Below are 25,343 nucleotides of genomic sequence, written 5' to 3' on the forward strand. Positions count from 1 at the left end.
AACTACAGTTTTATGTAAGCGATTACGATATATTGGTTGTCACAAGCGGAGTATCGGATGGAGGAGCAATCAGGTCACTCAGTAATGTAGAAGATTTGTATTATGACAGGGCAAAAGACCCTGACAGGCAGCCTCCCGTTCAGTTTATCAGCGAAGATATGAAAAAGCTGAACAAGTACCTGAATGAAGGCAGGTATTTCTATACACAAATAAAACAAGAGGGTATTATATTATATGATAGTGGCAAACACAAATTAGCACGAAGACGCAAACTCAGCTTTGAAGAAATAAAGCAACAAGCACAAGAATATTTTGATGATAAGTTTAATTACGCAAACGATTTCTTAGAAGGAGCTAAATTTTATTATGAAAAAGAGAAATATAAATTAGCATCATTCAACTTACATCAAACTTGTGAAAATCTTATCTATGCTATTCGTTTAGTTTTTACATTAGAAAACCCCAAACAACATAATCTCACTAAATTACTGAACTCCGTTAAGAAATATTCTAACGAGTTTATCAAAGTCTTTCCACAGGATACAGCAGAAGAGAAACGTCTTTTTGAACTTATCAAAGCGGCTTATGTAAACGGACGCTACGACCCTGATTTTGTTGTAACAAAAGAGGATATTGATGCGTTGATTCCGAAAGTGGAATTATTGAGGGATATTACGAAGAGGATATGTGAGGAGAAGATCGGGGAATATGGGGAGAGGGAGTGATTAAAAAGATAATACTATGATAAAAATCAGTAAAATAGGGCGTGCTTTAATAGATATAAATGATGCTGTATTTCAAGAACTTTGTAATAAGTTCTTATTTTATAAATATGATTATAAAAATATTAATCAGAAAGGCTCAGTTATTGGAAAAGAGAAAACAAGAAAAGGTACACCAGATACTATTTTCATTGACAAAGAAGACAAATATATTTTTGCTGAATATACTACCAAAGAAAGAATTGGAAAATCGAAATCTTTTTTTGAAAAAATAGAAAGCGATATTAAGGATTGCTTTAACATAGAAAAGGCTAAAATAAGTAATGATAGAGTTTCAAAAGTAATTAGTTGTCACACAGAAAAGCTTGAATTGTCAGAAATTGAGAAGCTCACGCAATTATGTAAATCCTATAATGAAAATTGCGTTTTTGAGCAGTATGGGATTGATGATTTATCAATACAACTAGAAGTATATCCTTCTCTTTTGGAAACATATTTAGATATAAAGGTTGGGACTGGACAAATAATGAAACTTCCTGAATATATTAATTATTATGAAAAACCAGATTTACGTATTGCAACACCTCTTAGCAATACATTTTATGGAAGAGAAAAGGAGTTTGAAGAAGGATTGTCTTTTTTGAATGATAAGAATTTATTGCTTGTGACAGGGGCTTCTGGTATCGGGAAAACAAAATTTGCGATAGAGCTATGTAGAAAGTTTATTTCAAATAATCTTCCATACAGTTTGTTATGTTTTGCCAATAAAAATATAGAGGCTTATGAGGATATACAAACTCATTTATCAGTAGACAAAGACTATATTATTTTAGTAGATGATGCCAATAGAGCGATGGGTAATTATAACTTCATATTGCTTTTATTGAGGTCAGACAGAACAGGTAGAATAAAAATAGTCACAACAGTTAGAGACTATGCAAAAGACATGATTGAAAGGGTATCAGGGGAGTATAATTTCAACACTTTAGCTTTAGATATTGTTTCTAATGAAGATATAACAACGATATTGAAATCTAAAGACTTCAATATACAGAACCAAAATTACTTAGACAAAATCATATTGATTGCAAGAGGAAACTTGAGATTGGCGATTATGTGTGCGATTATTGCTAAAAAAGAAAACACCCTATCTTCATTGGATGATGTTAGTCAGTTATATGAACATTATTTCAATGATATCTACCAAAAGATTATAGCAAAGGATAAATACAATTCATTGAAAGTATTAGGTATTATTTCTTTTTTTAGAATCATATCAAAAGAAAGAACTGAACTAAATAATCGAATATTTGCTACTTTCTCTATTAATGAAGATTTGTTTTGGGAACAATGTCAAGAACTAAACCAACTAGAGATAGTTGATTTGTATGAAAATGAAATAGTCAAAATATCAGACCAAATACTATCTACTTATTTATGTTATAAGATATTTTTTGACGAAAAAATACTAGATTTTGGACTTCTGATTAGAGATTTCATAGATAATGAGACTAAATTTTATGAAGCTATCAATCCTTTGATAGTTGCATTTAACCACAAAAACATAACTGATAGACTAACCTTTATTTTAGAAAGAGACTGGGATATAATTACTAAAGAGAGTAATCACAACCATATAATCAAAATAGGGAAAATATTTTGGTTCTGTTTAGGTAATAGGCTATTATCGCATTTTTATGATTATATAACTCTTATACCAGAACCTGAAAATAGTGAATTTATAGTGGACTATAAGCATAATGATATGGCTTTAAACAGTAGTTCTGATATACTGTCTATTTTATCCAACTTTAAATGTTTTTACGATGATAGAGCTAAGTCCGCACTCGAATTGATGTTTTTCTTTGTAGAAAAGAAGCCTGAACAGTCTCAAAGATTATCTTACTTGTTGAAAGAATATTGGATGATTACTAGATATGATTATGATATTGAATTGTATGCCCAACATCAACTAATAGATTTTCTAATAAGTAAAATAAATGAGAAAAAAGATATTGACCTTTATACTAGATTTTTCTTTAAAATAGCATCAGACTTGTTGGAAACGACATTCCATGAAAATGCTTCTAGAGGAAATCAAATAACAATGTACACAATCAATATATCCTTAACTGATGATATTAAAAGATTAAGAGAAAAGATATGGGAGTTTTTATGGTCTCTTTATCCAAATGAAAAAGAAGCATTTCATAAATTGCTCTATAATTTGGGAAGAGCGAGTCATGGAGAAGCAAATGATGTCTGGGCTTTTGACTATGAGATATTAAGTTCTTATTTGAGTAAGCTAGACTATACTGATTACAGAGCATGTGAAGCTACAGCTTGGCTCTTAAAAGAACTTACATGGAATAACATTGAATATGATAAATCGATTGAAGAAATAGCTACTAATAAGCTGTTTGAATTAAACAAACTACTAACTGAAAGACAGGAAAGGGAAGATTGGCGAGAAGAAGAAGGTATAAAAAGAAAAGAGTTATTAGATTATTTAAAAGACTATAAATACGAAGATTATATTCGCTTGTTTGAGGATGTTGAGATATTAAAATCATTGGATAAGGAGAAGAACAATGATTACTTTTTTCCTTTATCTATCATCTTTTCTGGTATAATAACTAAGGATAATAATTTGTTTGTTGAAGTATTAATCTATTATATAGAGCATTATTCAACAGGTCTGTGGAGTAATAGTTTATTGGAAAATTATTTCGCATCAAAGCCAACAAATAATGATATATTATTTACTTATTTAGCGAGAAGTGATAATGAAAGAGCAAAGATTTGGTTATTAGAATATCATTATGCGATACCTAAAGACTCTTTGAGTAAAACTAGTAATGAATTGCTGATAAACTTGTATACAGTCCTATCTACAGTAAAATCTACAATATCAAATATTGATAAACTTGTTGAAAAATATCAGCTATATGAGCCTAAGAATATGATATGTAATAAAATATTGAATATTCTTATTGATAATCCCTTTCTACAGATAAGAAGAGAAGAATCACTTATTTATTTACTTGATGAAACAAGCGATTATTCAAATTGTCAAACTATCTATATAAGAAATAAAAATGATGATAGATATTTTGATTTCAAACAAGAATTATTTTTAAGACTATTAAAGCAAGATTCAAATTTCTTCATTAAATATTTAGACTCCATATACCATAAAAGTAAAACACGTTATGACTATGCGTCTGAGAGTTTTGAAAAATTATGGCAGTTAGATAATCATGAAGAAATAATTTTACTCGGAATTAATTATTTCAAAACAAAAAATATAGGCTTATTCTCAAGAGATATCCCAACAATGTTTTTTAAACAGTTGGGAGAGTATAATAGTCGTGCAATATCTCTTATTGAAGGAATGATTAATGATTACTATACTGATATTGATTACATGGAAATCATATTTAATATTATATCTCATTCTTTTACTCAATATCGGAATCAATTTTTGAAGCAACTGCTTCAATTAACTCAAGATTATGGGACTTTTAAAGCAATAGACTTATTTCCTCGTAGTATGACTGCTACCGGTAGTTGGATTCCAATATATGAAAGAAGAATGAAAGATTGGGAGGGTATTTTAGTGGCTGTAAAATCATTAGATATGGGTATTAAACTAATAAAGCATATTAAGGATGTTGAAGATGAAATATCTTCTTGTAAGAAGATAATAAAATATGAAGCAAAAAGAGATTTCATGGAACAATTTGACTCTTAAAAGAGATTTTATATATACATAAATACTTTGAAGGATAATAATGTAAAAATCAATTAAGGAAACTCTCTCTATTTTCAATTTGCAACCAAAGTCGAATTGAATACATTGATTTCCTTTTCCCATCCGATATACAAAATAATAATCAACAATAAACCATAAGGCTTATAAGAGAAATCTTCCTTTGTTTATTCTTTCTTTATAAAGGGCGTATATCAGATGTAAAACGAAGAAAATATGAAAGTTTGGCTTATCCTTAATTTAAGTGATAAAAATACAACTATCTTTGATGCTATCAAATGATATTATCAACATGAAGCCACCGTATAAAATAACAGCTTATATTCTGGAGAAGATAGCTTCTATTTCGTAGAAAATAGGAGAAGTAAAAATCGCATCTCTATAATAACACCTCCCGAGCTGAGAAAACTTAACCGTATCAAGGCTATCCAATTTTCTTTAGAAATAGAGGGTAATGCTCTCACGGTTGAACAGGTAACTGCTATAATTCATAATAAAATAGTTGTACCACCAGAAAAAGTTATATCAGAGGTTAAAAAATGCAGTTCACGCATATCAATAGCTGAATATATACAAACCTTATAGTTTGACTTCTCTATGCGAGGTTGGCAACAATATCAAGTATTTGATTGTCTGGCAATCGACACCTTGGTTAAAAATCATAAAACCAGATATTTAAAGCAAGTGACAGAAGGAATATATTAGAGAATATGGGTGAAGGGAGAATGATACAATTTTATTTTAGAACATCTTTAAAACAATAATAATCTCTATATTGATCGGAAGTTTCTTTAAAAAAATTACGTAGATTATACTCTACTTGTGCCCATGTATAATGGGTTTCTCCTTTAATAATGTGATTGAAGAATTGTTCTGTAACTATTTTATTGAAATGTTTAGGATCTCTATCAGGGTTAAATGTAGCATCAAATGTTCGTTCAGCACTAAAGCACCAAAATGTTTTGCTTCCTGAATTTTCCCCATCTATCTCAATATCTAAAGCCTTCATTCCTTCTACAATATCAAGCATATTTGTATAGCTTGAATAAAAAGCACTAAACCCTCTTGCAACCTCATCCTCTGTAATATCTCTATGGGCACCGATGAAAGCTCTGTATGGAGCTCTCTTTTCAGGTTCAATACAACTTAGAATAGCAACGCCTTTACACATTGCCATAACAATAATTAAAAGATGACTCATCTTTATATTAATAGGGCGTATACTATTGAAGAATTGTGTCCATTTTAGACATTCTCCTGAGGCAAGATGGATTCCATCCTCAGAACCATGTGTTTCTAAATGAAGAGTGAATATCTCCCCTTTAGACATTTGTTTTTGTATAAGATTCAGAGTATTTGTAAATTCTCGAATTGTTTTAACATTGTAAAATTTCACAAAAGAATCTGCATGCATATATTTATTATATTGTAAGATATCATTATTCAACTCATCTCCAGTTTTTCTTTCACTATCCTTAAGAGATTGAATAACAATAATTCCTTTAAGAGTTATTTCTGTATCTGGTGCATTCATTTTAAATTATATTTCTTTGTTTTGATGAACATTCTTATCTAATAGCTCTTCTCTTATAAAACCTTCATTCTTTTTCCTCCAACGATGCCTCACATAGTTTTCGAATGAATACCCATCATCTAACGTTAGCTTATCTGCATGATCAGATATAATGATTTGTGGCTTAAAACCGTAATCCTTGTATACTCCTTCGATAAAATAAATTATTTGCTGGAATAAATTGGTTACTGACTGTAAATCAATATCAAGTTTTTCGACTTCCCCTTTCATTTCTTTTAAGGTTTTAGGATCAAATCTTTCTTCACTAATATCAACAATTGAAGGAAAATAAACTTGCGTTGGTTGATCTAGGAATAAAATCGTTGGGACTAAAGCATTATCTCCTAACGAAGAAAAATATTTCAATAAACTCAAGAATAAGCAAATATGCGAATACAACCAATTAGCACCGCTCCCCATCGACCTTAAATAGATTTTCTTTTTCTCTTTTCCTCTTATTCTTAAATGATATAATTCAAAAGTATTTATGTCAAAATGTAAATTAATACGCTGATAGGCTTCTTCAAAGTCTAACTCTAATCCTATTGTATTCATAGAATCATTAATAAATCTTTCAGCCTCTTTTAATTTCTCTTCTACATCATAATCTTTGGTCAACCTATCTTCCAACTCCTGAATATCATTTTTTATTTGTGCAATATTCAGATCAGAGAAAGTAGTCTTTTTGCCTAGAGACCACTTTAATTCATTTTCTATAGCTAATAAAACTCTAAGAGACTGTTCTTCTAGAGATTTATTTTGTTCTAATTCTTTATTGACTTCTAGTATCTTTGCTATTTCCTGTGATACCATTTTTAGCTCTTGGTTCTTTTCTTTTATTTCCTCTTCTAATTTTCTTTTTTCAGGTAAGAAAGAAGCTAACATTTGAGGAGTCTTTCTTAATTCTGTATTTAACCACTCAATAGCATCTGATAGTTTATTAATTTCATTTCCTATTTGAATGTTACTTTGTTGGCAAAAAGGACATAGTGAATCATCTTCAATAGCATCAGACACAGGTTTTAAATTATCTATAGTATGAGTATATCTATTAACATATTCAATCGAAGAGTTTACTTGTTCTAATTTTAAACTAATTTGTCTTCTTTCTGCAATAAGTACATTTTTTCTCTTATCTAGTTTATTAAACTGTCTTTTATACTCTTCGGAGGCTTCATCTACATTGAGGTTACGGTCTTGTAGTTGGTCTAGATAATTTCTAGGAGCATTTAGCATATTTGATGCCGATACGCCTTGGAAAAGTTTAATTCCACTTATCATATGATACTCCTCCAAGAGTTTTTGAAGTTCAGAAGATTTTATACGTTTATCCTCTTCAAATTGACTCAATTGCCTATTTATACGCTCTTCTTCTAATTTCTTTTTTTCTAATTCTTGTTTTAAAATATAGTATTCTTGATCGACAAATCCTGCGAAAATTTTAAATTCATCAATAGTCCTTTCTCGTTTTTCTTTTTCATCAAATCTATAAAATAATGAATGCTTATTAGCAATAAGATTTTGATGTTGAAGCATAAAAGAAACCATATTTCGAAAAGAAGGTCTTCCTTTTCTTGACCTATACTTCAAAGCTTCTTCACTTTCGTCTGTTTCAGAAATATCTATTCCCCAAAAATGTCCAAGAGTTTCTTTAAAGGTATCTTGATGCAAAAAATAGTCATTGCTAAAATACTCTAAAGTGAGTTCTTCTATTTTTGGAAAGTTCGGATCAACTCTATAAAATAGAGATGTACTTTTATCTTCTTGTCTACGAGCTAGTACTAATCCTGTATCTTTTGCCTCAAATACAATAAAATATAATTCTGCATTATCTGTAATTATACCTTCAGGAATTGTATTATCTGAATTTCCTGTACAGTAATCGAATATTTCAATAATAGCACTTTTACCTGTAGAAGAACGACCTGTTATAATATTCAATCCTTCGTCTAGACTAATACTATGACAATTGTTGAATTTGTCTAAAATTCCAATATATTTAATATATCCTTTCATAAGTATTTAATTCCAAATTGTATATAGATATTTAGTACATCTAAAGTGAAAATTTTATGAAGTCTTGATGCCAATCTCATACTATTATTTAAAGATGGATCAATGATATTTGTAGTTTCATTATTTGCGACTTTTACCTTAACACTTAAATCATCATCTATTTCTATAAAATTACAATCTATAGCATATTGTAGACAGTTGTTTGTTATATGCTTATAATATTCAAAGTTTTCTTGAAACCCTGCCATAATTTTTTTGTTCGTTGTAATTCTTGTTAATCTTGAGTTAGAATTGAATTCTAATAACTCCTTTAGGCATTCTTGATTAAAAACGATGGGGAAAATAAGATAAGCCAGAAGTATATTCTTCTCTCTCTTTTTTAGGTTTGTATAAAACGAAAGCAATATTGGAGTTAAGGAAAATACATTATTATGAATAGTTGAAATGCTATCAATAAATTTAATCATACTTCATTCTTTTTTAATAACCAAACAAATTCATCTTCTTCATCTGCAATCATATGTATAACTCCTGTATAAAAGTCTTGTGGAACGGTATTAAAGATGTGAAATTTACCGCTATCTAAAGATGTAATTTCATCATAAAAATCCTTGGACGCTTCTATTTGATTTTCCAATGCAACTTTACGAGATGCTTGCCTATATTTAGTTCCATGCTTTCTTTTAATATCTTCCCCATAATTTTTTAAGGAGTTGCTAATAGTAGGAGAAAAACGAAACTCTTTCAAAACCAACTCTCTTGTTTCTGCAAAATCTGTTATCGCTTCAATCAAGATATCATCATAATTAATTTTTCTTATCTTTTCCACGAAAGGATTTTCTAAATATTCCTCATATTTGATATTATTGAGTTTGACTTTCTCAGGGAATACTTTAGTTGTTTCGGTAAGCACTGACGTAAGATTGATACATTCTTCACGAAAACCTTCATAGCTTATTTCCCATTTATTATCAATAATTTCAGGGCTTAGAATATAGCCAAATAGAGTATGTATATATTGGTCTGCTCTTATTGGTCGAAGATGAGTTGTATTTCTATTTTTTATTTGCTTATAATATTCTTTATCATCAATTGCATTATGATCAATATAAAATCTTTCCAGTATTTTAATAAGCTTTTTACGCCTTGAGTTATCAAATATGAAGTCTAGAAAAGCTTTGGTTTCTTTGGATCGCGTGCTTGTCTTCGAATATTCATTATTAATTTTCAATAATATTGCGAGTTTGTCTGCTCCCTTTTTATTATTCCAAGCGTACCAAACAGAATCAGCCCTAACTTTCTGTGTTGTAAGCAAAATGAGAGATTTAAACTTGTCAATATCAAAATCATCATTGATCCAATTATTTAGAGTTTTCCATATATTATGATCTAACTTGGTTAGGTAACTATTATAAAATTTTGATTCAATTTGCTCAGAACCTTCCCCTAATACTGAAACATCACCATATGTCTCAATATAAACAGATTGTCCTTCTTGAAGCTCAAAGCATTTATCTAGAGCTACGAGAAATTGATATATAATCCCTTTTACTGTTGAGGTTGAATCATTGCTCTGTTTTGCCATAGTTCAAAATACTTATGACTATTTTTGTTAAAATCTGTATAAACAAAGATAATATATTTTTAATCAAATATTTATGAGTTTATTAAAAAAAAATATTGAGTTGGTGGTATTTTGATAAATTCTAGGTACATTTGCATTAATAAGGAATTGAACTTTCGTCCAAAAGGAACTTGAACCTAGCAAGGTGGACAATAGTTGTTAAATGTGTTGACAAGTGCTTAAACGCATTGACATATAAGGGGTTTACTAATCCCTCCAGCTCCACTGAAAGACAATATAAAATGTATCTTACTCCTGTAAACTAGACGTTTACAGGAATATTTTTTTTATATGGTGTTAAAAAAAACATGATTTCAGGCATGTTTAACGTACATAATCGCTGACAAAAATTTCTAGAAGCATCTGTCAGCGATTTGTCAGTCACGATAAATGTATCTTATTGAATATAAGGTAAATGCTGCATGTGTTTTTATATTAATCATTGCGCATTGTTTTACCTTCCCAAAAATGGAGTAAACAAATCAGAAAAGGAGTGGATTTATAATTTTGTTGCTATTGGAGGACAATTCGGGCTTAATAAAGTTATCCATATTTTAATTATAGGCCTCGGTATTCTAAAGGTGTCATTCCTGTTACTTTTTTAAAGAAGCGCCCAAAATAAGTTGGGCTTGCAAAGTTCAACTCTTCAGAAAGTTCCAAAACAGTTAAGCTGGTAGATCTCAATAACATCTTGGCATTAAGGATAAATACTTCTTCAATCCAAGAATTGGCTGTCCGTCCTGTTACCTTTCTCACAACGTCGGACAAGTATTTTGGTGTAATGCACATTTCATTAGCATAAAATGACACGAATCGTTCTTTGCTTTGCCCCCTTAATAGCAGCAGCATGAATTGCTCAGTAACTTCCTCTGCTCTCGATTTCTTACTCCTTGTAGATATATTTTCATCCTCCATATACATAGATGCGAGCTCTACGAGCAGAGCATAAAGAAGCCCTTGTATGGTTTCTTTTAAATAAAGAAGGTTTTGATTGCTGAAAGTCTCAGCTATAAATGAGTGATATCTCAATAAGTTTTGAATATTACTTTCTGATGTATGTAAAACAGGATTTAAAGCAACTTTACGGAGCATATCCATATTTTTCGGAAAAGGGAAATCTGAAATAAAATCAAAAGAAAAGGAAAATACTTCTAATAGTAAGTCGTCGGTATTACTTAAACTTTCAATAATTTGTTTAGGTAGTATCGTCAGAATTGAGTTTTCGTCAACCGTATACTCCTTATAATTAACTCTAACCTGTGTTGTCCCGCGTTTACAAATACAGAAAGTGATTCCATCAATAACAAAAGGTACATTAAATGAAATCATATCATCCATGGGACCTTTTTGGGTGTTAGAAATGATGAAGTCATTAATAATATAAGGAGATTTTAATCTCACATTTTCAATTTCTAATAAGGTTGGTTTCTTATTCATCTTCTCATAATTTAAACTGAATAGTACACTCTGATTTTCGCATAAGCCTCCTCCTTATGCAAAAATAGGAAAAAATGAACATATCTCTAGCTTATAAGATACTATAAGATCGGTTATAATCCAAGATATTTGTGCCGTTAATTGAAAACTGGAATATGAAAAGCCACGAATTTTTATTAACAACTAAAATGTTTAAACTCATGAAAAGAGAATTCATGATCAGCTTATACTTTATTTTAAGCATAAATTTAATGCAGGCTCAAGTAACAATAGGCTCTGGAATCGCTCCGAATAGAGGTGTACTTCTTGACTTAAAAGAAAATGACACAGCAAATGGGGGGACTTCGGCTAGTAAAGGTTTATTATTGCCACGTGTAAGTATAATAAACTTAACCCCGACCAATGATTCTGAATTGGCTAAGTCAATAGGGAATACAACCGATGAGGGCTATGAAATGAATACTCATACTGGGTTAGTAGTGTATAATACCAATACAATAGAAACTACAACAAGACGAATTTGCCCAGGTGTCCATTATTGGAATGGAGAAAAATGGATATCAATTAAAGTATATCCGGAGATGGAAACTAAAAAAGAACTTGAAGGTAAAATAAAAAAGGTTTATAATAAATTCAACGGACCTACTGATCCAATGTGGACTCAACTGGGGAAAAATCCACAAGACTACCCAATAGGAGCTACATCTAGCATAACAATGAAAGATGCCGATCTAAATATCTATAATACACAGCGCTACTATGTAGGATATGTAACAGAAGTTGGTATGTTTAAGACCTCAACCAATGTGTCTTGTACAGATGTTCCCAAATGGATTCTTGTTTCTAAGAAAGAAGAAATTATTAATCCTTCTTTTTTAGATGGTGTGTGGACTGTAAACAACGTATATTCTACCCAAAAAGCCACAGGAGGAGCTTTTTCTTCGGGGCGATTAGCACGGTTGAATCCGGCTTATTACAATAGCACTAATGGAGCTATTGAAGTAAGTCCTAATGCTATGCCATCAGGTACAATTAAGTATGGTGCAAATGTATCAGGAGTAAGTAAGAACATGACATCATCGCCTATTACATTTGCCAAAGAGTTTGGACTAATGTATTCTTGGGCGGATGCGATGGAAGTGTGCTCTTCAGGTTGGCATCTACCAAGTAATTACGAATGGGATGGAGTTGTCTTGGCTCATGGGGGAAATCTAGTTGCCAGTAGTGGTATGCGTAAAAATAGTAAATATTGGTACACATCTACTGATAGTTCTACAATCCAGTGGGGAGCAAATGATTTAGCAGCAGCAAATTTAGGATTTTTGGCTGTACCTTCTGGTTTCATTGATAGTACGGGAAAAGCAGCCAAAGGATTTGGTTATGCAGGGCATTGGTGGGCATCGTCAGATACAGGGAGCACTTGGTATATGCTTTCTGATGAAACTCAAATATTTGGATCTATCAATTCAGGGTACTATCAATCTGTCCGCTGTGTGAAAGACTAATTTTTCAAACAACATTCTTCTACATGATGAAAATTCAAATAATATGCCTCGCATTTTTTCTTATGTTATTCTCTAATATGATTTATGGACAAGTGACCATCGGTTCGGGCGAACCTCCTGCTAGTGGATCACTGCTAGATTTGAAGCAAGAGGGTGAAACAACAAAAGGATTAGGGCTACCTCGTGTAGTATTGACAGAATTGGAACCAGAGCAAGGAAAGCTTTCAGAATCTATAAATGGAGGCACAGGCGATTGGGATGAAGCTGGGCATATAGGCTTATTAGTATATCATGTAACTTCCACAGTTGACATATGTGAAAGTATACCCGCTGGTATATATGTATGGAATGGCAAAAAATGGCAAAAACTAGGTTTGAAAAAAGAAATATTGAGACCAGTAAAAGAGTTGCCTATTACCTCAAAAAAAGGCTTAGATCAGCCTAACTCTTATATTGTAACAGAGCCTAGTATCTTGAGAATACCTATTGATAAAGCGGTAAAGGTTTGGGATGGTTCTTCTTGGAAAACAGCAGGGACTGACAGCCCAGCAAATACACCATTGCTTCCTACAAGGAATTTCTCTTCAAATCTTAGTGCAGAATTGATCTGGACTGATAACCAATGTGGAAGGGTGATTCTCAATGCTCCAAAGCTAGAAGTAAAAGATAATCTGATAGAAGTATGGATAGGAGACGAAAAAGGAAATGCTTTAATAGCATTAAAAGATGGCAACGATATTGTTTGGAGTTGGCATATTTGGGCTACTGATATGCCTACATCTACCGACTATGTACACAACACGGGAAAGCAAACAAATCGATGGATGGATAGAAATCTAGGGGCTACTTCGGCTATGTCACAAGACATCAATAGTCTTGGACTGCTCTATCAATGGGGACGCAAAGACCCTTTTGTAAGTGGTAGAGCTTACGAAGGGAATCAATGGAGGAGTGTTAAAAAGACAATTTATGCAGTTGATGGATCAGTCAAAAATGAAGATACACCACAAGCAGTAGTAAGTTCTGAAACCACAAATTTGACAAGTAGTATCAGCAATCCACTAAGGTTTATAACTGGAGGGTCAATCTCTGGTGACTGGTACTCTACAACAAACCTAAGATGGGATACGCGCTGGGGCAATAAGTCTACAGTTCTCACTACTCAAAAATCGGTGACTGACCCATGTCCTGACGGTTGGCGTGTACCTAGCTTCAACGGATTGAGCGACAGTGACTCTCCATGGACAAAAATTAATATTAATACGACTAAACCAACTGACTATATAGCTACAACCCTTGATAAAGGATATTATTTTATAGAGTCTTCCTACTTTCTTGGTTGGTATCCTATTTCAGGTTATCGAGGGGATAGTGCAGGTTCTTTGCACAATGTGGGTTATGGTGGTTATCATTGGTCTGCTTCTCCTTCCAATAATGGGGCTCGTAGTCTAGGTTTCAATAAAGACAATATTACCCCATGGAATAATAACACTCGTGCCAACGGATTCTCTGTTCGTTGTGTGCAAGAGTAAAAGAAGATTTCTTTGGCCCATTTTGGGTGCTATATTGTTCTACCTACTTTTGTGTGTTTTTTTTAAGATAATATAATAATGACGAATTATAACGATAAGATAATTAGGATAATCAAAGAGATTATTCCAGAAGGTACTAGCATACCTTGCGTTTTGACAGATACTTTATTATTAGGAAAAGAAAGCGTCTATAGGAGAATTAGGGGTGAGGTGTGTTTTACTTTGGAAGAAGTTGTTAAGCTTGCGAATAAATTTCAGTTTTCTCTAGACAAAGCATTAGATATTACTCGGAAAGAAACTTCTTATTTTAGTTTAACTCTACCCAATTCTACTGTCAAAATAGAAGGTTATGGAGATCGATTATCTTCATTTATAAGTTTTTTCAAGAAAATGAAAAAAGACCCTAACTCAATGGCTAGATATGCATCTAACACTTTGCCATATTCTTTCTATTTTACGCATGAGAATTTGGCTAGATTTTTATATTTTAAATGGTTATATCAGTCAGGAGAGGATTTATCACATATGACTGTAAAAGATATTGTTATCCCTAAACATGTACTAGATCTTCAAACACAGTTTGTTGTGGAAACCAAGTGTTTGAGTAATTCTGTTTTCATTCTTGATCGTAATGTTTTTTCTTCCATAAAGTACGATATAGAGTGTTTTTATGGTTTACATTTAATTGACTCGGAAGATATAAAGCTAATTCAGAATGAATTATTTTCAATTTTGGATGATTTGGAATTGATGGCAAATAATGGCGCATATAATACGGGAGCCAAAGTAGAAATATATCTATCAAATATAGACTTAGAAGCAACGTATAGCCATTTTGAATATGTAGATGAACAATGTGCACATTTGATATTGTATGGCATAAGTGGCGTAGATACTGAATCGACTGATGTTTGTGAAAAACAGAAGATTTGGATAGACTCTTTAAAAAAGAATTCAACCTTGATTTCAGAGAGTGGAAAGATGCAAAGATATGGTTATCTCCATAGCCAAAGAAATGAGGTCCATTCTCTCAGCGATTATTTCGTTAAATGTACATCTTCAAACTGAGGTTCGCTAGCTATATGTTTCCAAAAAGAGTTCTCGTATCGACTGCTTTTGTTTTTCTTTATGTCTTTCTCTAATTTTAGTAATATTTTCTGCTGATCTGCCATGTCTGTATCTCTTTTGATGAAATTACAACCCGCAAAGGTAGATACATAGCTGTGCTAAAAAACTGTATTCTTTCTGTTATCAGCTACCGCAATTAATAGCTTCTCTACATCGTTAGCCTTGCAATAGAATGAACCTATAATCATGGAAAAAGACAGCTTTCCGGTATCACGATAGGTTTGTAAAGTACGCTCAGTAATATTCAGATATGATACACAAAACTCTACAAAATTGATATAAGTAAAAATGAAGCCACACTCTGCACCGGAAATATTGCTAATGATTATATTTATGTCGTATTATCATAAAAATGGTACAAAGTTAAGATAATTTTGTGGCATTTGTTAATTAAGATTTACTCATTAATTACCCCCAGATACCGATCTTTCAATTCCTTTATCTTTCCTAAATCATAGAGTTTGATCAACTCTACTGATATACGATCCATTAAGTCGCTATGTTTTTTGTTTGCAGCAAAAGCATATTTGTCGGGATGAAAAAGATTCCCTGCTACTTTTATATTTTTCCCGCCATTTGTATGCACCCAATATTCCAATACAGGGGCATCGCCTACAACAGCATGCACTTTGTCATTGACTAAGCCTTCGGCCGCATCCATAATATTATCATAGGGAAGAGTGCGAATGCTCATGGTTGCCAGATATTGTTCTTCGACTCCTCCAACTTCAACACCAACTAATTTTCCCGGTAAGTCATATAAGGTACTGATTTCGGAGGTGAGAGTTATTTTTGTCATGCTGCTAGTTATAGTAGAAGTAACATAGGCTACTAATCCTATCCCAAAAAGCATCCATATCACAGACATCACATGGCCTATCCAGCCTAACTCTTTGGCTTCTAATGCCCCGGTCTTTACCGCAACCATCAAGGTATAAAGGCTTAAGGCGATTCCATCACTCCATTTTTTCGGATAACTCGGATCCTTGTAACGAAAAAAAACTGTCAGCAAAAAAGTAATAATCACAATTATTAGAATTATCCACAGATAAGAATGCAATTGCCCGTTTCTTTTCATTTCATCCCACAATGTCCCTTTTTGATCATCTTTCACCATAATACGAAGACCGGCGTCGTACCAGGGGAAAGAAAATTTTATGATCTGAGCTCTATCATAAGTAACAGTCAAATTAGTAACAGCAATTTCAATTTCTCCTGATTGTAGCGCTTTGATAAGACTTTCTAACGAATTATACACTACATATTCTGTTGATAAATGCAGTTGATTTTCAACCATTTCCCATAAATCGATAGCCATACCCGAATACCAGCCATCTTCTTCGACCATAACAAAAGGAGGACTTATGAAAATACCCACCCTGACTCGTTGTAAAGTAACTTCATTCAAAACCTGACCTTTAGCTTGTATACCAATAAACAAGAAAATCGTTAGTAGAAATCTTCGGCTGAATCTTCTACATTTTAAATTCCAATACTTATCCATAGCTATTGCATACGTGTTAAATTTTAGTACTAAACCATTTACACGACAGATACGAGATTAAAAATATAAATCAGAGATATACTTTTGACAACACTTTATGACGAAAGATGATCGCTTCACTTTTCATCGATTATCGTACCATACTCTCTTATTTTCCTATTATAAATCTGCTTCGTTATATCTTGTAGTAATTCCACTTTCGGAACCAACGCATCAATATCCTCTTTGGTAACTAGAAAATCGGGATTGTGGCGAGTTTCGACATAAGCCACTTTAATGAGATTGAATAAGCGTTTTTCTTCGGCTTGAGGTAAGCGTTTTTGAATCAGCTTTCCAATGCAATTCAGGTCTGCTTGTTTCTCTTTGGTAAATATGCAATAGACTTTCTCATCGAATATATTTTATCTCACGAAGATATAAAGATAAGTAAAATATAAATTCATTTTTCGTGTTTAATTTTTGCTTTTTATTTTCGTAAATGATTAGGTATAAATAATCTATATGTTATTAATTAATGTTGTTACATCACTCTATTTGTAATAAATCTTATGATTTATTTTAGAGAACCCAAACTGGCCAAAGTGCCGACAGGTTTCCAAGATCCGTGGTGTGATATTTAAAAACAGGCAGTTGTTAGATTATTCTCAGAGGAAATTAAAGATCATAATATTAAATATTGGGGCTGTATATTGTTATGCTTTTTAAATTTTTTTTGTAATAATCTATTAATGATTACAAATACTATTGCTTTTTGATATAATTTTATTAGCTATATTGATACAGATATATTTTGTAAAAATCTCATCATTTACGTAGCGCTATTCTTTACAGAACATATTCTTTTATTAGAACCTGGAAGATTAAATTAATTTCAAAAATAATAAAGATATGCCTCAGAATAAATTCGCTTTAGCTCGTTATTGTATGATTGACAGCCTGCTTAATAAACATGAGTATGTAAAGACTATATATATAGTAGAGATTTGTCGGCGAAAATTGAAGTGTGGTGTCACACAACGTACGATCCAGAAGGATATAGATGCGATGAAAAATGATCCTTTTCTTGGATATTTTGCACCAATAGAATATTGCAGTCGGAGGAAGGCTTACTATTACAAGGAAGCCGATTTTCGACTTTCTCCGCACAGCTTTTCTAATAAAGAAATTTATCTGATGCAAAATCTATTGATATTGATGCAAAATTTTATTTTGGACGATGACTATGAATCGCTTAAAAATATTGTTGCTAAAATAAAAATGTTTAATTGCTAGATTTTATCCGATGGCGAAATAAAATTTCGCTATACCTCTCTATATTTGATTTTTAATAGGGGAAGCTTATACTTTCTTCTATTGCCCTTCTATTGTATCAGGATATAAAATGAAAAACAATACCGGCTTATGATAGCTAGAACATTATCAGCTTTATCTTCTTTCTCGTCAGATTACCTAAAGAGAACTTTCGGCATAGATGAAGATATTGTTTGTTTACAACCATTAGTCAATTTATCCCAATCATCACCGGATAATAGAATTCATCTGTCACTAGTCAATGTCGAGAGAGAGACTGCTGCAGGAATTCAATTTAACAAAACTTCGGTTTCCGGTTCATATACTCAGAAGGGAGCCCCGTCGTGGATGTTGAATCTTTATATAATGTTTGCTGCGGTATTTTCTGAAAAACAATATGAAGAATCATTGCAATTACTATCCGGGTTATTTACTTTTTTGCAGACTAACAGCAAATTCGCTATCCCTCAGACAAATGTTACTTTTAATATAGAACCTGTTAATTTGTCTTTTAACGAATTATCTAATTTATGGAGTATCAATGGCAGCAACTATTTTCCTTCCGTATTGTGTAAAGTGAGAGTATTGGATATCGACTCGGAAGAAATAAAACACTTACAACGCGTTATAAGTCAAAAAGAAGTTAATACATGAATAGCATTGAAAGATATTACATATGGTTCACTATTCATATAACCCATGAATATTATGATAACGAGAATTGTCCGATAGTGTTGGCACCATCTCGGGAAACCATACTTTTTTTCAGACGAAACAGAATAATCTATAAGATGACGGAGCAAAACAAATGGATATTGTTGGCACAATCTGAGGATTTTATTATGGATACTACTGATACATTGTGCTTTGAAATGATCCCTCAGGACAATATATTTTACTATGTAACCGAATTGCCACAGCAAGCAGGAACTGAAAATTATATATTGGAGAAAAATTCAGTTGTGGGGAAATGGATGAATGTACTGATACCATCTGGCAGTATAAACGAAGAAATAGATATAAAGCTGGAATCCAAATTGAAATATTGGGAGTTTATAATCATTCCCCGATATACCGCTAATAATGCAAACCTCAGAATAGAAGAAAAACGTGATAGGATTAAATTTGGAGATATAGAGGAAACTCAGTTCCCTCGTGTGGGAAAGGCTTTCAGAGTATCTACTGTTGAGAAAAATAAGGCAAAGGAGACACAGGATTATGTTATCCGGCTCTATGAAATCAGGAGCAATGGGGAACGCCTCTTAAGCGGAAATATACCCCGACCTCGCCCTGATGAACCCTCCATAACGCAGCCTAGAGACACCGTGACGACATATTTTTATATATAAACCAATAAACTTCAATTTATGAGTGCAATGAAAACACCGGGGGTATATATCGTTGAAAAAAACGCATTCCCCAATTCTGTCGTGGAAGTGGCAACCGCCGTACCTGCTTTTATCGGCTATACCGAAAAAGCAGCCAATGGTAACAAATCTTTGTTGAATAAGCCTTGGAGAGTAACATCCATGGCCGAGTTCAGATCTTATTTCGGAGAGGCTCCCAAACCTAAGTTTGAGCTAGCCGAAGGGATAGGTTCTTCTGTCATTAATTTTAATAGCAAGAGTTACTTGCTGAAAAGAACAGATAGCTATATACTCTATTACAGTATGTTGCTGTTCTACGCAAATGGAGGAGGCCCTTGTTATATCGTGTCGGTTGGTGATTATTCTTCCGACATAGAAAAAGACAAACTTGAACAAGGTATAAATCCGTTGATCAAGGAGCAGGAACCCACGATGGTGGTCATACCTGAAGCCATAGTTTTGCAAGCAGACGATTGCTACGCACTCCAAACTGCAATATTAAGGCATTGCGGATATGAAATGAGAAACCGCTTTGCGGTATTAGATGTACATAATGGATATAAGGACAGGAAAGATCCCGATGGAGATGTAGTTGCAAAATTCAGGGAAAATATAGGAAGTGAGTTTCTTGATTTCGGTGCCGCCTATTACCCGTGGCTGAACACTTCCATAGTACAGGAAAATGAACTTAACTATGAAAACCTCGATATAGCAAATCTGCAAACTTTACTGACTGAAGAACTTGATAATTCGGCTTTCGATGAAGAAAAGAAGAAGCAGATAAAAGAGTATATCGATGGACTGAAAGACGGTCTTACCGATGTGGAACGCAGCACCTTACATAAGATATTGTCGCAGCTAAGTTTCTTATACAGAGATATTATGAAGGAAATGCGAATCTCGTTGAATCTTCTCCCTGTATCAGCAGCCATGGCCGGAACTTATACGATGGTAGACAATACTAAGGGTGTTTGGAAAGCACCTGCCAATGTCGGAATAGCCACAGCAATAAGCCCTACTGTGAATATTTCACACGAAGAACAGGAAGACCTTAATGTTCCTTTGAGCGGTAAGTCTGTAAATGCTATCCGCACCTTCATCGGAGAGGGAATTAAAGTATGGGGCGCAAGGACGCTGGACGGAAATTCTCTCGACTGGAGATATATCAATGTACGCCGTACAATGATAATGTTGCAGGAATCTGTTAAGAATGCCGCGCGTGCGTATGTATTCGACCCCAATGAAGCAAATACATGGATCAATGTGAAAAGCATGATATCAAACTTCCTCAATGGAATATGGAAGCGTGGAGGATTGGCCGGGGCGGTGCCCGATGATGCTTATAGTGTACATATCGGTCTCGGTGATACAATGACTCCGGAAGACATATTGGAAGGCATTATGCGGATTACCGTTCTCGTGGCTATCACACGTCCTGCGGAATTCATAGAAATCACATTCCAACAACAAATGCAAAAAAGTTAATCAGTAAAAACAATTAAAATCAGAATATTATGGCAGGAGAAGCACAAGATAATGTATGGCCTTTACCCAAGTTTTACTTTGCAGTAGAAGTGGCCGATCTACCGGAAGCCTCGTTTCAGGAAGTTTCAGGGTTAGATATAGAAGCACAGATAATCGAATACCGTCATGGAAACAGTCCCGAATTTTCTACAATAAAAATGCCCGGCATTAAAAAATATGGAAATGTGACATTGAAGAAAGGAATATTCAAAGGCGATAATAAGTTCTGGGCTTGGTTCAACAAAATTAAGATGAACACGATAGAACGTCAGCCTGTAACAATAAAACTATTGGATGAAGGCGGTAATCCCACAATGGTCTGGACACTGAAAAATGCCTGGCCAACCAAGATCACGGGAACCGATATGAAATCTGACGGTAACGAAGTAGCAGTAGAAACTTTGGAAATCGCCCATGAAGGCTTAGAAATAGCAAATGGCTGATGCAATTGATGTAAACTGGGCCATTCCGACATCTTTTTATTTTCAGATTACTATCGGCGAAGATGAAATAGCATTTAAGGAAGTATCAGGATTGTCGACGGAAATGGAACTGGAAACTATACAGGAAGGCGGCGTGAATGAATATGAGCACCGCCTTCCGAAACAAATCAAACATGGAAATCTTATTTTGAAAAGAGCCCTTATGCCGATTTCAAATAACACGACAGTAGAATGGATAGGTAAAATTCTGAACGAAGGCTCTTTTTTTGATATTACAGGTAGGACTATTCCTCTGACCAGAACGATTCATGTTAGCTTGTTGTCGGTTGAAAGAGAAGAGGTCAAGAAAGATGGGAAAGTAATTGGGATAAAAGATAAAGCTATCCCTATTTACAAATGGGAATGTGCAAATGCATATCCGATAAAATGGGAAGTGGACGCTCTGGATGCGGAAAAGAATTCTGTCTTGATCGAATCGCTTGAATTTGCATACTCGACTCTTAAACGACTAGATAAATAGATACTATGGCGATTGTAATAAAAGAAATAAATGTGAAAACTACCATAGAACGTAGTCCGAACATAAATAAAGGTGTGGATACGAAGGATATCTACCAGTTGAAACGGGAAATATTGAGGGAAGTAAAAGACATTGTTAAACGGGAAGTAAAACGTAATAATGAACGCTGATGGCTGGACTCGAAAAAATGGTTCTAACAGGCTATGAAAAGTCTGATTATAAGGGAGGTTATAAAGAATTTACCGCTCAGATCAATCCCGCTTCTATCTCTTGGTCAAAAGAGATCGCTTACGAAAAGGATGAAGTCATAGGTTCGGGTAGCAACGAGATTAAGTATAAAGGACATCAGGAAGATAAACTATCATTTAAAATTGTACTTGATAATACCGGTGCTTTGTTTAATCCTAAACAGACGACAGTACAAACAATATTGGGCTCTCTGAAAACAATACCTTTTATGATTAATCAGCTAGAGCACGCCTTGTATACCATCGATTCGGAGAGCCATGAACCCAGATATGTAATAATAATTTGGGGAGCTTTCTGTTTTGAAGGGCGTGCTACCTCATTGAGTTATGATTATACACTTTTCTCTCCCGAAGGAATGCCTTTAAGAGTAACTGCTTCACTTTCCTTCTCGAGCCACCTGAACAAGTCGATCTCGAATAAGAAAGAGAATAAGAAATCTCCGGATCTGACAAGGGTGATAACGCTCAAAGCCGGAGAAAGTATTGCCGGCTGGTGCAATAAAATATACAACGACCCTTCTTTTTGCAGCGATGTAGCAAGATGTAACGGATTAAGTAGTTTCAGAAATATAGAACCCGGGATATCATTGATATTCCCACCACTTAACAGGAATGGCAGAATCACCGATAAAAGATAGTCAAGGACCGGTTTCATTTACCATATACAGTGAAGGTAATAAGATCAGCGATAATTTTGGACTCATATCTATCTGGGTACGGAAAGAAGTTAATAGGATAGGCAAAGCTACACTGGTTTTTGAAGCCGGAAATGTGGCAACCCAGACTATGGAAGAAAGCGAAGACGATACATTTGCTCCGGGAAGTGTTATCCGCATCGAAACGGGATATCAGGGAACAGAGAATATAATATTTGAAGGAATAGTGACCTCACATAATGTTGTGGTAACAAGAAACGAAAGCGCCGTGTTGGAGATAGAATGTCGTGATTTTGCTTTTCCCGCTACACTTGGCAGAAAGAACAGATTGTTCGAGAAGTTGAAAGACAATCAGGTTATTTCTAATATTTTGGCAGAATACTCCACGCTTTCTATGAGCGTAGATTCCACAAATACAAAGCATAACGAGCTTGTACAGTATTATTGTACCGATTGGGATTTTATTTTGTCCCGAGCAGATGCCAATGGCCTTGTCGTTATAACAGAGGGTAAAGATATTTCAGTGAAAAAGCCCAATGTAAGTGGTTCTGCTGTCTTGAAAATTACATACGGTACAGACCTGATTGAGTTTAATGGTCGTTTGCAGACTGTATCTCAAATGACTGGGTTAGCTGCTATGGCATGGGATAGTACAACACAGAAAATAATAAAGGTGAGTGGTACAAGTCCTTCTTTGAATCAGCAGGGAGATAGTACACCCAAAAAACTTGCGGAAGCGGTAGGCATAGAGGATTGGAATTTGCAGACAGGAGGTTGTACGGATGAAAGTGAACTGCAATCGTGGGCTGATGCCCTTTTGCTCAGAACAGGGCTGGCTCGTATACAAGGAGACTTTAAATTTCAGGGAAGTGCGAAAGCTGTCCCGGGATGTATAATAGATATTGACGGATTAGGCAACCGTTTTAATGGTAGTGTCTATGTTGGTTCTGTCGAACATGAAATAAAAGATGGCAATTGGTTTACAAGTGCAGGTATCGGCATTTCTCCCGTGAATATCACTGAAGAAAGTAATGTGGTATCGCCCCTTGTTTCAGGCTTGATGCCGGGAATTAATGGGCTGCATATAGGAAAGGTAACAAAGCTGGATGAAGATCCGACCACGGAAAATAAAATACAGATAGAATTTCCATTATTGAATGGAGAAAAAAACACTATCTGGGCACGTTTATCGAACGTTTGGGCAAGTAATCAGTATGGAACATTCTTTATTCCTGAAATAGGGGATGAGGTAATTCTGGGATTTCTTAACAATGACCCACGTTATCCTGTCGTATTGGGAAGCCTTTACAGTAGCAAACAGCCTCCTCCATATAAGATAGAAGCAGATAATAAAATAAAGGCAATCGTTACCAAGTCTAAATTGAAAATCACATTCGAAGAAGAAAAGAAAATAATTACGATAGAGACACCCGGACAAAATATTATTGAAATCAATGATGATGCGAAAACGATAAAACTGACCGATCAGAACAAGAACAAGATAGAAATGACATCCGATGGTATTTTAATTGATTCGGCAAAAGAGATACAATTGAAGGCCAAAACGAATATAAATATCGAAGCTGGGGGCAATTTGAGTCTGAAAGCAAAATCAAATGCTACAATGGAAGGACTCAAAATAGAAGTTAAGGCGCAGACAGAATTTACAGCTAAAGGAAACGCCAAGGCAGAGTTGTCAGCCTCAGGGCAGACTGTGGTAAAAGGAGCTATGGTGATGATTAATTAACTATAAAAACAAAAAAGATATGCCTCTAGCAGCAAGAATAACAGATATGCACACATGTCCGATGCAAACTCCGGCTTTTCCATCTCCTATTCCTCATGTAGGAGGACCTGTTATCGGTCCGGGTGCGCCGACAGTATTGATAGGAAAACTACCTGCCGCAGTAGTTGGGGATAGTTGTGTTTGCGTGGGACCGCCCGATTCTATAGTAAAAGGATCGTCAACAGTGATGATATGCGGAAAACCCGCTGTGCGTATGGGGGATACTACTGCCCATGGTGGCAGTATAGTTTTAGGTTGTCCTACTGTAATGATAGGTGGATAATGATGAAAGATAAACCATATTTAGGCATAGGGTGGTCTTTTCCTGTTTCTTTCAATAAAAGGGAAGGTGTGTCGATGTCATATGGTGACAGTGACATCAGGGAGAGCCTCAAGATATTGCTGTCAACTATACCCGGCGAACTTATTTTCCGACCCGAATATGGATGCAATATCAGGCAATGGACATTTTCGAGAATGAACCTTTCGGAGAAGACCCGTATTGTTAATACGATCGAAATGGCTATACTAGAGGGCGAACCGAGAATAATGCTAGAGTCAGTAGATGTGAGCATAAAAGACGAACGTGAAGGTATATTGTGGATAAGCATCGATTATCTGGTCAGTCAGACAAACAGCCGAAGCAATATGGTCTACCCCTTCTATATAAAGGAAGGAACCAACTTATAGAATAAT

At 34.2% G+C, this 25,343-nt stretch carries 23 protein-coding genes; 16 read left to right on the top strand and 7 right to left on the bottom strand.

Features of this window, described 5'->3' with window-relative positions; translation table 11 throughout:
- Both G7Y57_RS05495 and G7Y57_RS05500 read left to right on the top strand, forming a co-directional pair.
- The coding region (locus G7Y57_RS05495) for a HEPN domain-containing protein (RefSeq protein ID WP_165021205.1) at positions 1 to 725 on the top strand (725 nt) is incomplete at its 5' end.
- A gap of 16 nt (positions 726 to 741) precedes the next feature.
- Positions 742 to 4,476: an ATP-binding protein gene (locus tag G7Y57_RS05500; RefSeq protein ID WP_165021206.1), complete on the top strand. Its 3,735-nt coding sequence runs from the start codon at positions 742 to 744 to the stop codon at positions 4,474 to 4,476.
- Positions 4,477 to 5,230: 754 nt separating this feature from the next.
- Here G7Y57_RS05500 and G7Y57_RS05505 read toward each other — a convergent pair.
- The 5 genes from G7Y57_RS05505 to G7Y57_RS05525 form a co-directional block, all read right to left on the bottom strand.
- Positions 5,231 to 6,028 carry a hypothetical protein gene (locus G7Y57_RS05505; RefSeq protein ID WP_165021207.1) on the bottom strand — a complete coding sequence of 266 codons (798 nt, stop codon included), beginning with the start codon at positions 6,026 to 6,028 and terminating at the stop codon, positions 5,231 to 5,233.
- Between the two features lie 6 nt (positions 6,029 to 6,034).
- A complete protein-coding gene (locus tag G7Y57_RS05510; protein WP_165021208.1) occupies positions 6,035 to 8,083 on the bottom strand; it encodes a DUF3732 domain-containing protein in 2,049 nt (682 codons plus the stop codon).
- Positions 8,080 to 8,550: a three component ABC system middle component gene (locus G7Y57_RS05515; RefSeq protein WP_165021209.1), complete on the bottom strand. Its 471-nt coding sequence runs from the start codon at positions 8,548 to 8,550 to the stop codon at positions 8,080 to 8,082. The genes G7Y57_RS05510 and G7Y57_RS05515 overlap by 4 nt, the downstream gene beginning before the upstream one ends.
- Complete coding sequence (locus tag G7Y57_RS05520; RefSeq protein ID WP_165021210.1) at positions 8,547 to 9,668, bottom strand: hypothetical protein; 1,122 nt, start codon at positions 9,666 to 9,668, stop codon at positions 8,547 to 8,549. Before G7Y57_RS05520 ends, G7Y57_RS05515 begins: the two co-directional genes overlap by 4 nt.
- A 597-nt stretch (positions 9,669 to 10,265) precedes the next feature.
- Positions 10,266 to 11,144: a helix-turn-helix domain-containing protein gene (locus G7Y57_RS05525; protein ID WP_165021211.1), complete on the bottom strand. Its 879-nt coding sequence runs from the start codon at positions 11,142 to 11,144 to the stop codon at positions 10,266 to 10,268.
- 200 nt (positions 11,145 to 11,344) lie between these two features.
- On the opposite strand from G7Y57_RS05525, the gene G7Y57_RS05530 reads away from it, so the two are divergent.
- From G7Y57_RS05530 to G7Y57_RS05540, 3 genes are all read left to right on the top strand, one after another.
- Complete coding sequence (locus tag G7Y57_RS05530; RefSeq protein WP_165021212.1) at positions 11,345 to 12,649, top strand: FISUMP domain-containing protein; 1,305 nt, start codon at positions 11,345 to 11,347, stop codon at positions 12,647 to 12,649.
- A 23-nt stretch (positions 12,650 to 12,672) separates the two neighbouring features.
- The gene (locus tag G7Y57_RS05535) at positions 12,673 to 14,181 is read left to right on the top strand and encodes an FISUMP domain-containing protein (protein ID WP_165021213.1); all 1,509 of its coding nucleotides are present in this window, start codon (positions 12,673 to 12,675) and stop codon (positions 14,179 to 14,181) included.
- Between the two features lie 78 nt (positions 14,182 to 14,259).
- A complete protein-coding gene (locus tag G7Y57_RS05540; protein WP_165021214.1) occupies positions 14,260 to 15,249 on the top strand; it encodes a hypothetical protein in 990 nt (329 codons plus the stop codon).
- 457 nt (positions 15,250 to 15,706) lie between these two features.
- Here the strand turns inward: G7Y57_RS05540 and G7Y57_RS05545 are convergent, their stop codons facing one another.
- Positions 15,707 to 16,813: a transporter substrate-binding domain-containing protein gene (locus tag G7Y57_RS05545; protein WP_165021215.1), complete on the bottom strand. Its 1,107-nt coding sequence runs from the start codon at positions 16,811 to 16,813 to the stop codon at positions 15,707 to 15,709.
- Positions 16,814 to 16,929: 116 nt separating this feature from the next.
- Positions 16,930 to 17,085 (bottom strand): hypothetical protein, encoded by a 156-nt coding sequence (locus tag G7Y57_RS05550; RefSeq protein ID WP_410492639.1) that lies wholly within the window; start codon positions 17,083 to 17,085, stop codon positions 16,930 to 16,932.
- Positions 17,086 to 17,701: 616 nt separating this feature from the next.
- Here G7Y57_RS05550 and G7Y57_RS05555 point away from each other — a divergent pair.
- The 11 genes from G7Y57_RS05555 to G7Y57_RS05605 all read left to right on the top strand — a co-directional run bounded on the left by G7Y57_RS05555 (position 17,702) and on the right by G7Y57_RS05605 (position 25,337).
- Positions 17,702 to 18,085, top strand: coding sequence for a hypothetical protein (locus tag G7Y57_RS05555; RefSeq protein WP_165021216.1), 384 nt, complete (start codon positions 17,702 to 17,704; stop codon positions 18,083 to 18,085).
- Positions 18,086 to 18,214: 129 nt separating this feature from the next.
- On the top strand, positions 18,215 to 18,757 hold the full coding sequence (locus G7Y57_RS05560) for a DUF4255 domain-containing protein (RefSeq protein ID WP_165021217.1): 543 nt from the start codon (positions 18,215 to 18,217) through the stop codon (positions 18,755 to 18,757).
- The gene (locus G7Y57_RS05565) at positions 18,754 to 19,452 is read left to right on the top strand and encodes a hypothetical protein (RefSeq protein WP_165021218.1); all 699 of its coding nucleotides are present in this window, start codon (positions 18,754 to 18,756) and stop codon (positions 19,450 to 19,452) included. Before G7Y57_RS05560 ends, G7Y57_RS05565 begins: the two co-directional genes overlap by 4 nt.
- Positions 19,453 to 19,470: 18 nt before the next feature.
- Positions 19,471 to 20,955, top strand: a complete 1,485-nt coding sequence (locus G7Y57_RS05570) for a phage tail sheath family protein (RefSeq protein WP_165021219.1) — start codon at positions 19,471 to 19,473, stop codon at positions 20,953 to 20,955.
- A 29-nt stretch (positions 20,956 to 20,984) separates the two neighbouring features.
- Positions 20,985 to 21,437, top strand: a complete 453-nt coding sequence (locus G7Y57_RS05575; protein WP_165021220.1) for a phage tail protein — start codon at positions 20,985 to 20,987, stop codon at positions 21,435 to 21,437.
- Complete coding sequence (locus G7Y57_RS05580) at positions 21,430 to 21,957, top strand: phage tail protein (protein WP_165021221.1); 528 nt, start codon at positions 21,430 to 21,432, stop codon at positions 21,955 to 21,957. Before G7Y57_RS05575 ends, G7Y57_RS05580 begins: the two co-directional genes overlap by 8 nt.
- A gap of 5 nt (positions 21,958 to 21,962) precedes the next feature.
- Positions 21,963 to 22,127, top strand: coding sequence for a DUF5908 family protein (locus G7Y57_RS05585; RefSeq protein WP_165021222.1), 165 nt, complete (start codon positions 21,963 to 21,965; stop codon positions 22,125 to 22,127).
- On the top strand, positions 22,127 to 22,843 hold the full coding sequence (locus tag G7Y57_RS05590; protein ID WP_165021223.1) for a hypothetical protein: 717 nt from the start codon (positions 22,127 to 22,129) through the stop codon (positions 22,841 to 22,843). The genes G7Y57_RS05585 and G7Y57_RS05590 overlap by 1 nt, the downstream gene beginning before the upstream one ends.
- Positions 22,818 to 24,608: a type VI secretion system tip protein VgrG gene (vgrG, locus tag G7Y57_RS05595; protein ID WP_165021224.1), complete on the top strand. Its 1,791-nt coding sequence runs from the start codon at positions 22,818 to 22,820 to the stop codon at positions 24,606 to 24,608. The genes G7Y57_RS05590 and vgrG overlap by 26 nt, the downstream gene beginning before the upstream one ends.
- Positions 24,609 to 24,627: 19 nt before the next feature.
- Positions 24,628 to 24,930 carry a PAAR domain-containing protein gene (locus G7Y57_RS05600; RefSeq protein ID WP_165021225.1) on the top strand — a complete coding sequence of 101 codons (303 nt, stop codon included), beginning with the start codon at positions 24,628 to 24,630 and terminating at the stop codon, positions 24,928 to 24,930.
- The gene (locus tag G7Y57_RS05605) at positions 24,930 to 25,337 is read left to right on the top strand and encodes a GPW/gp25 family protein (protein ID WP_165021226.1); all 408 of its coding nucleotides are present in this window, start codon (positions 24,930 to 24,932) and stop codon (positions 25,335 to 25,337) included. Before G7Y57_RS05600 ends, G7Y57_RS05605 begins: the two co-directional genes overlap by 1 nt.
- Positions 25,338 to 25,343 lie beyond the last annotated feature (6 nt).

The organism is Dysgonomonas sp. ZJ279, assembly GCF_011039205.1.
In the GTDB taxonomy this organism is placed as follows: Bacteria; Bacteroidota; Bacteroidia; order Bacteroidales; family Dysgonomonadaceae; genus Dysgonomonas.

Excerpts from the sequence above, each read along its gene's own strand:
- G7Y57_RS05530 (WP_165021212.1), top strand. The coding sequence starts at position 11,345 with ATGAAAAGAGAATTCATGATCAGCTTATACTTTATTTTAAGCATAAAT.
- G7Y57_RS05565 (WP_165021218.1), top strand. The coding sequence starts at position 18,754 with ATGAATAGCATTGAAAGATATTACATATGGTTCACTATTCATATAACC.
- G7Y57_RS05575 (WP_165021220.1), top strand. The coding sequence starts at position 20,985 with ATGGCAGGAGAAGCACAAGATAATGTATGGCCTTTACCCAAGTTTTAC.
- G7Y57_RS05540 (WP_165021214.1), top strand. The coding sequence starts at position 14,260 with ATGACGAATTATAACGATAAGATAATTAGGATAATCAAAGAGATTATT.
- G7Y57_RS05515 (WP_165021209.1), bottom strand. The coding sequence starts at position 8,550 with ATGATTAAATTTATTGATAGCATTTCAACTATTCATAATAATGTATTT.
- G7Y57_RS05580 (WP_165021221.1), top strand. The coding sequence starts at position 21,430 with ATGGCTGATGCAATTGATGTAAACTGGGCCATTCCGACATCTTTTTAT.
- G7Y57_RS05505 (WP_165021207.1), bottom strand. The coding sequence starts at position 6,028 with ATGAATGCACCAGATACAGAAATAACTCTTAAAGGAATTATTGTTATT.
- G7Y57_RS05535 (WP_165021213.1), top strand. The coding sequence starts at position 12,673 with ATGATGAAAATTCAAATAATATGCCTCGCATTTTTTCTTATGTTATTC.
- G7Y57_RS05605 (WP_165021226.1), top strand. The coding sequence starts at position 24,930 with ATGATGAAAGATAAACCATATTTAGGCATAGGGTGGTCTTTTCCTGTT.
- G7Y57_RS05520 (WP_165021210.1), bottom strand. The coding sequence starts at position 9,668 with ATGGCAAAACAGAGCAATGATTCAACCTCAACAGTAAAAGGGATTATA.
- G7Y57_RS05510 (WP_165021208.1), bottom strand. The coding sequence starts at position 8,083 with ATGAAAGGATATATTAAATATATTGGAATTTTAGACAAATTCAACAAT.
- G7Y57_RS05590 (WP_165021223.1), top strand. The coding sequence starts at position 22,127 with ATGGCTGGACTCGAAAAAATGGTTCTAACAGGCTATGAAAAGTCTGAT.
- G7Y57_RS05545 (WP_165021215.1), bottom strand. The coding sequence starts at position 16,813 with ATGGATAAGTATTGGAATTTAAAATGTAGAAGATTCAGCCGAAGATTT.
- G7Y57_RS05560 (WP_165021217.1), top strand. The coding sequence starts at position 18,215 with ATGATAGCTAGAACATTATCAGCTTTATCTTCTTTCTCGTCAGATTAC.
- G7Y57_RS05600 (WP_165021225.1), top strand. The coding sequence starts at position 24,628 with ATGCCTCTAGCAGCAAGAATAACAGATATGCACACATGTCCGATGCAA.
- G7Y57_RS05585 (WP_165021222.1), top strand. The coding sequence starts at position 21,963 with ATGGCGATTGTAATAAAAGAAATAAATGTGAAAACTACCATAGAACGT.
- G7Y57_RS05500 (WP_165021206.1), top strand. The coding sequence starts at position 742 with ATGATAAAAATCAGTAAAATAGGGCGTGCTTTAATAGATATAAATGAT.
- G7Y57_RS05525 (WP_165021211.1), bottom strand. The coding sequence starts at position 11,144 with ATGAATAAGAAACCAACCTTATTAGAAATTGAAAATGTGAGATTAAAA.
- vgrG (WP_165021224.1), top strand. The coding sequence starts at position 22,818 with ATGGCAGAATCACCGATAAAAGATAGTCAAGGACCGGTTTCATTTACC.
- G7Y57_RS05555 (WP_165021216.1), top strand. The coding sequence starts at position 17,702 with ATGCCTCAGAATAAATTCGCTTTAGCTCGTTATTGTATGATTGACAGC.
- G7Y57_RS05570 (WP_165021219.1), top strand. The coding sequence starts at position 19,471 with ATGAGTGCAATGAAAACACCGGGGGTATATATCGTTGAAAAAAACGCA.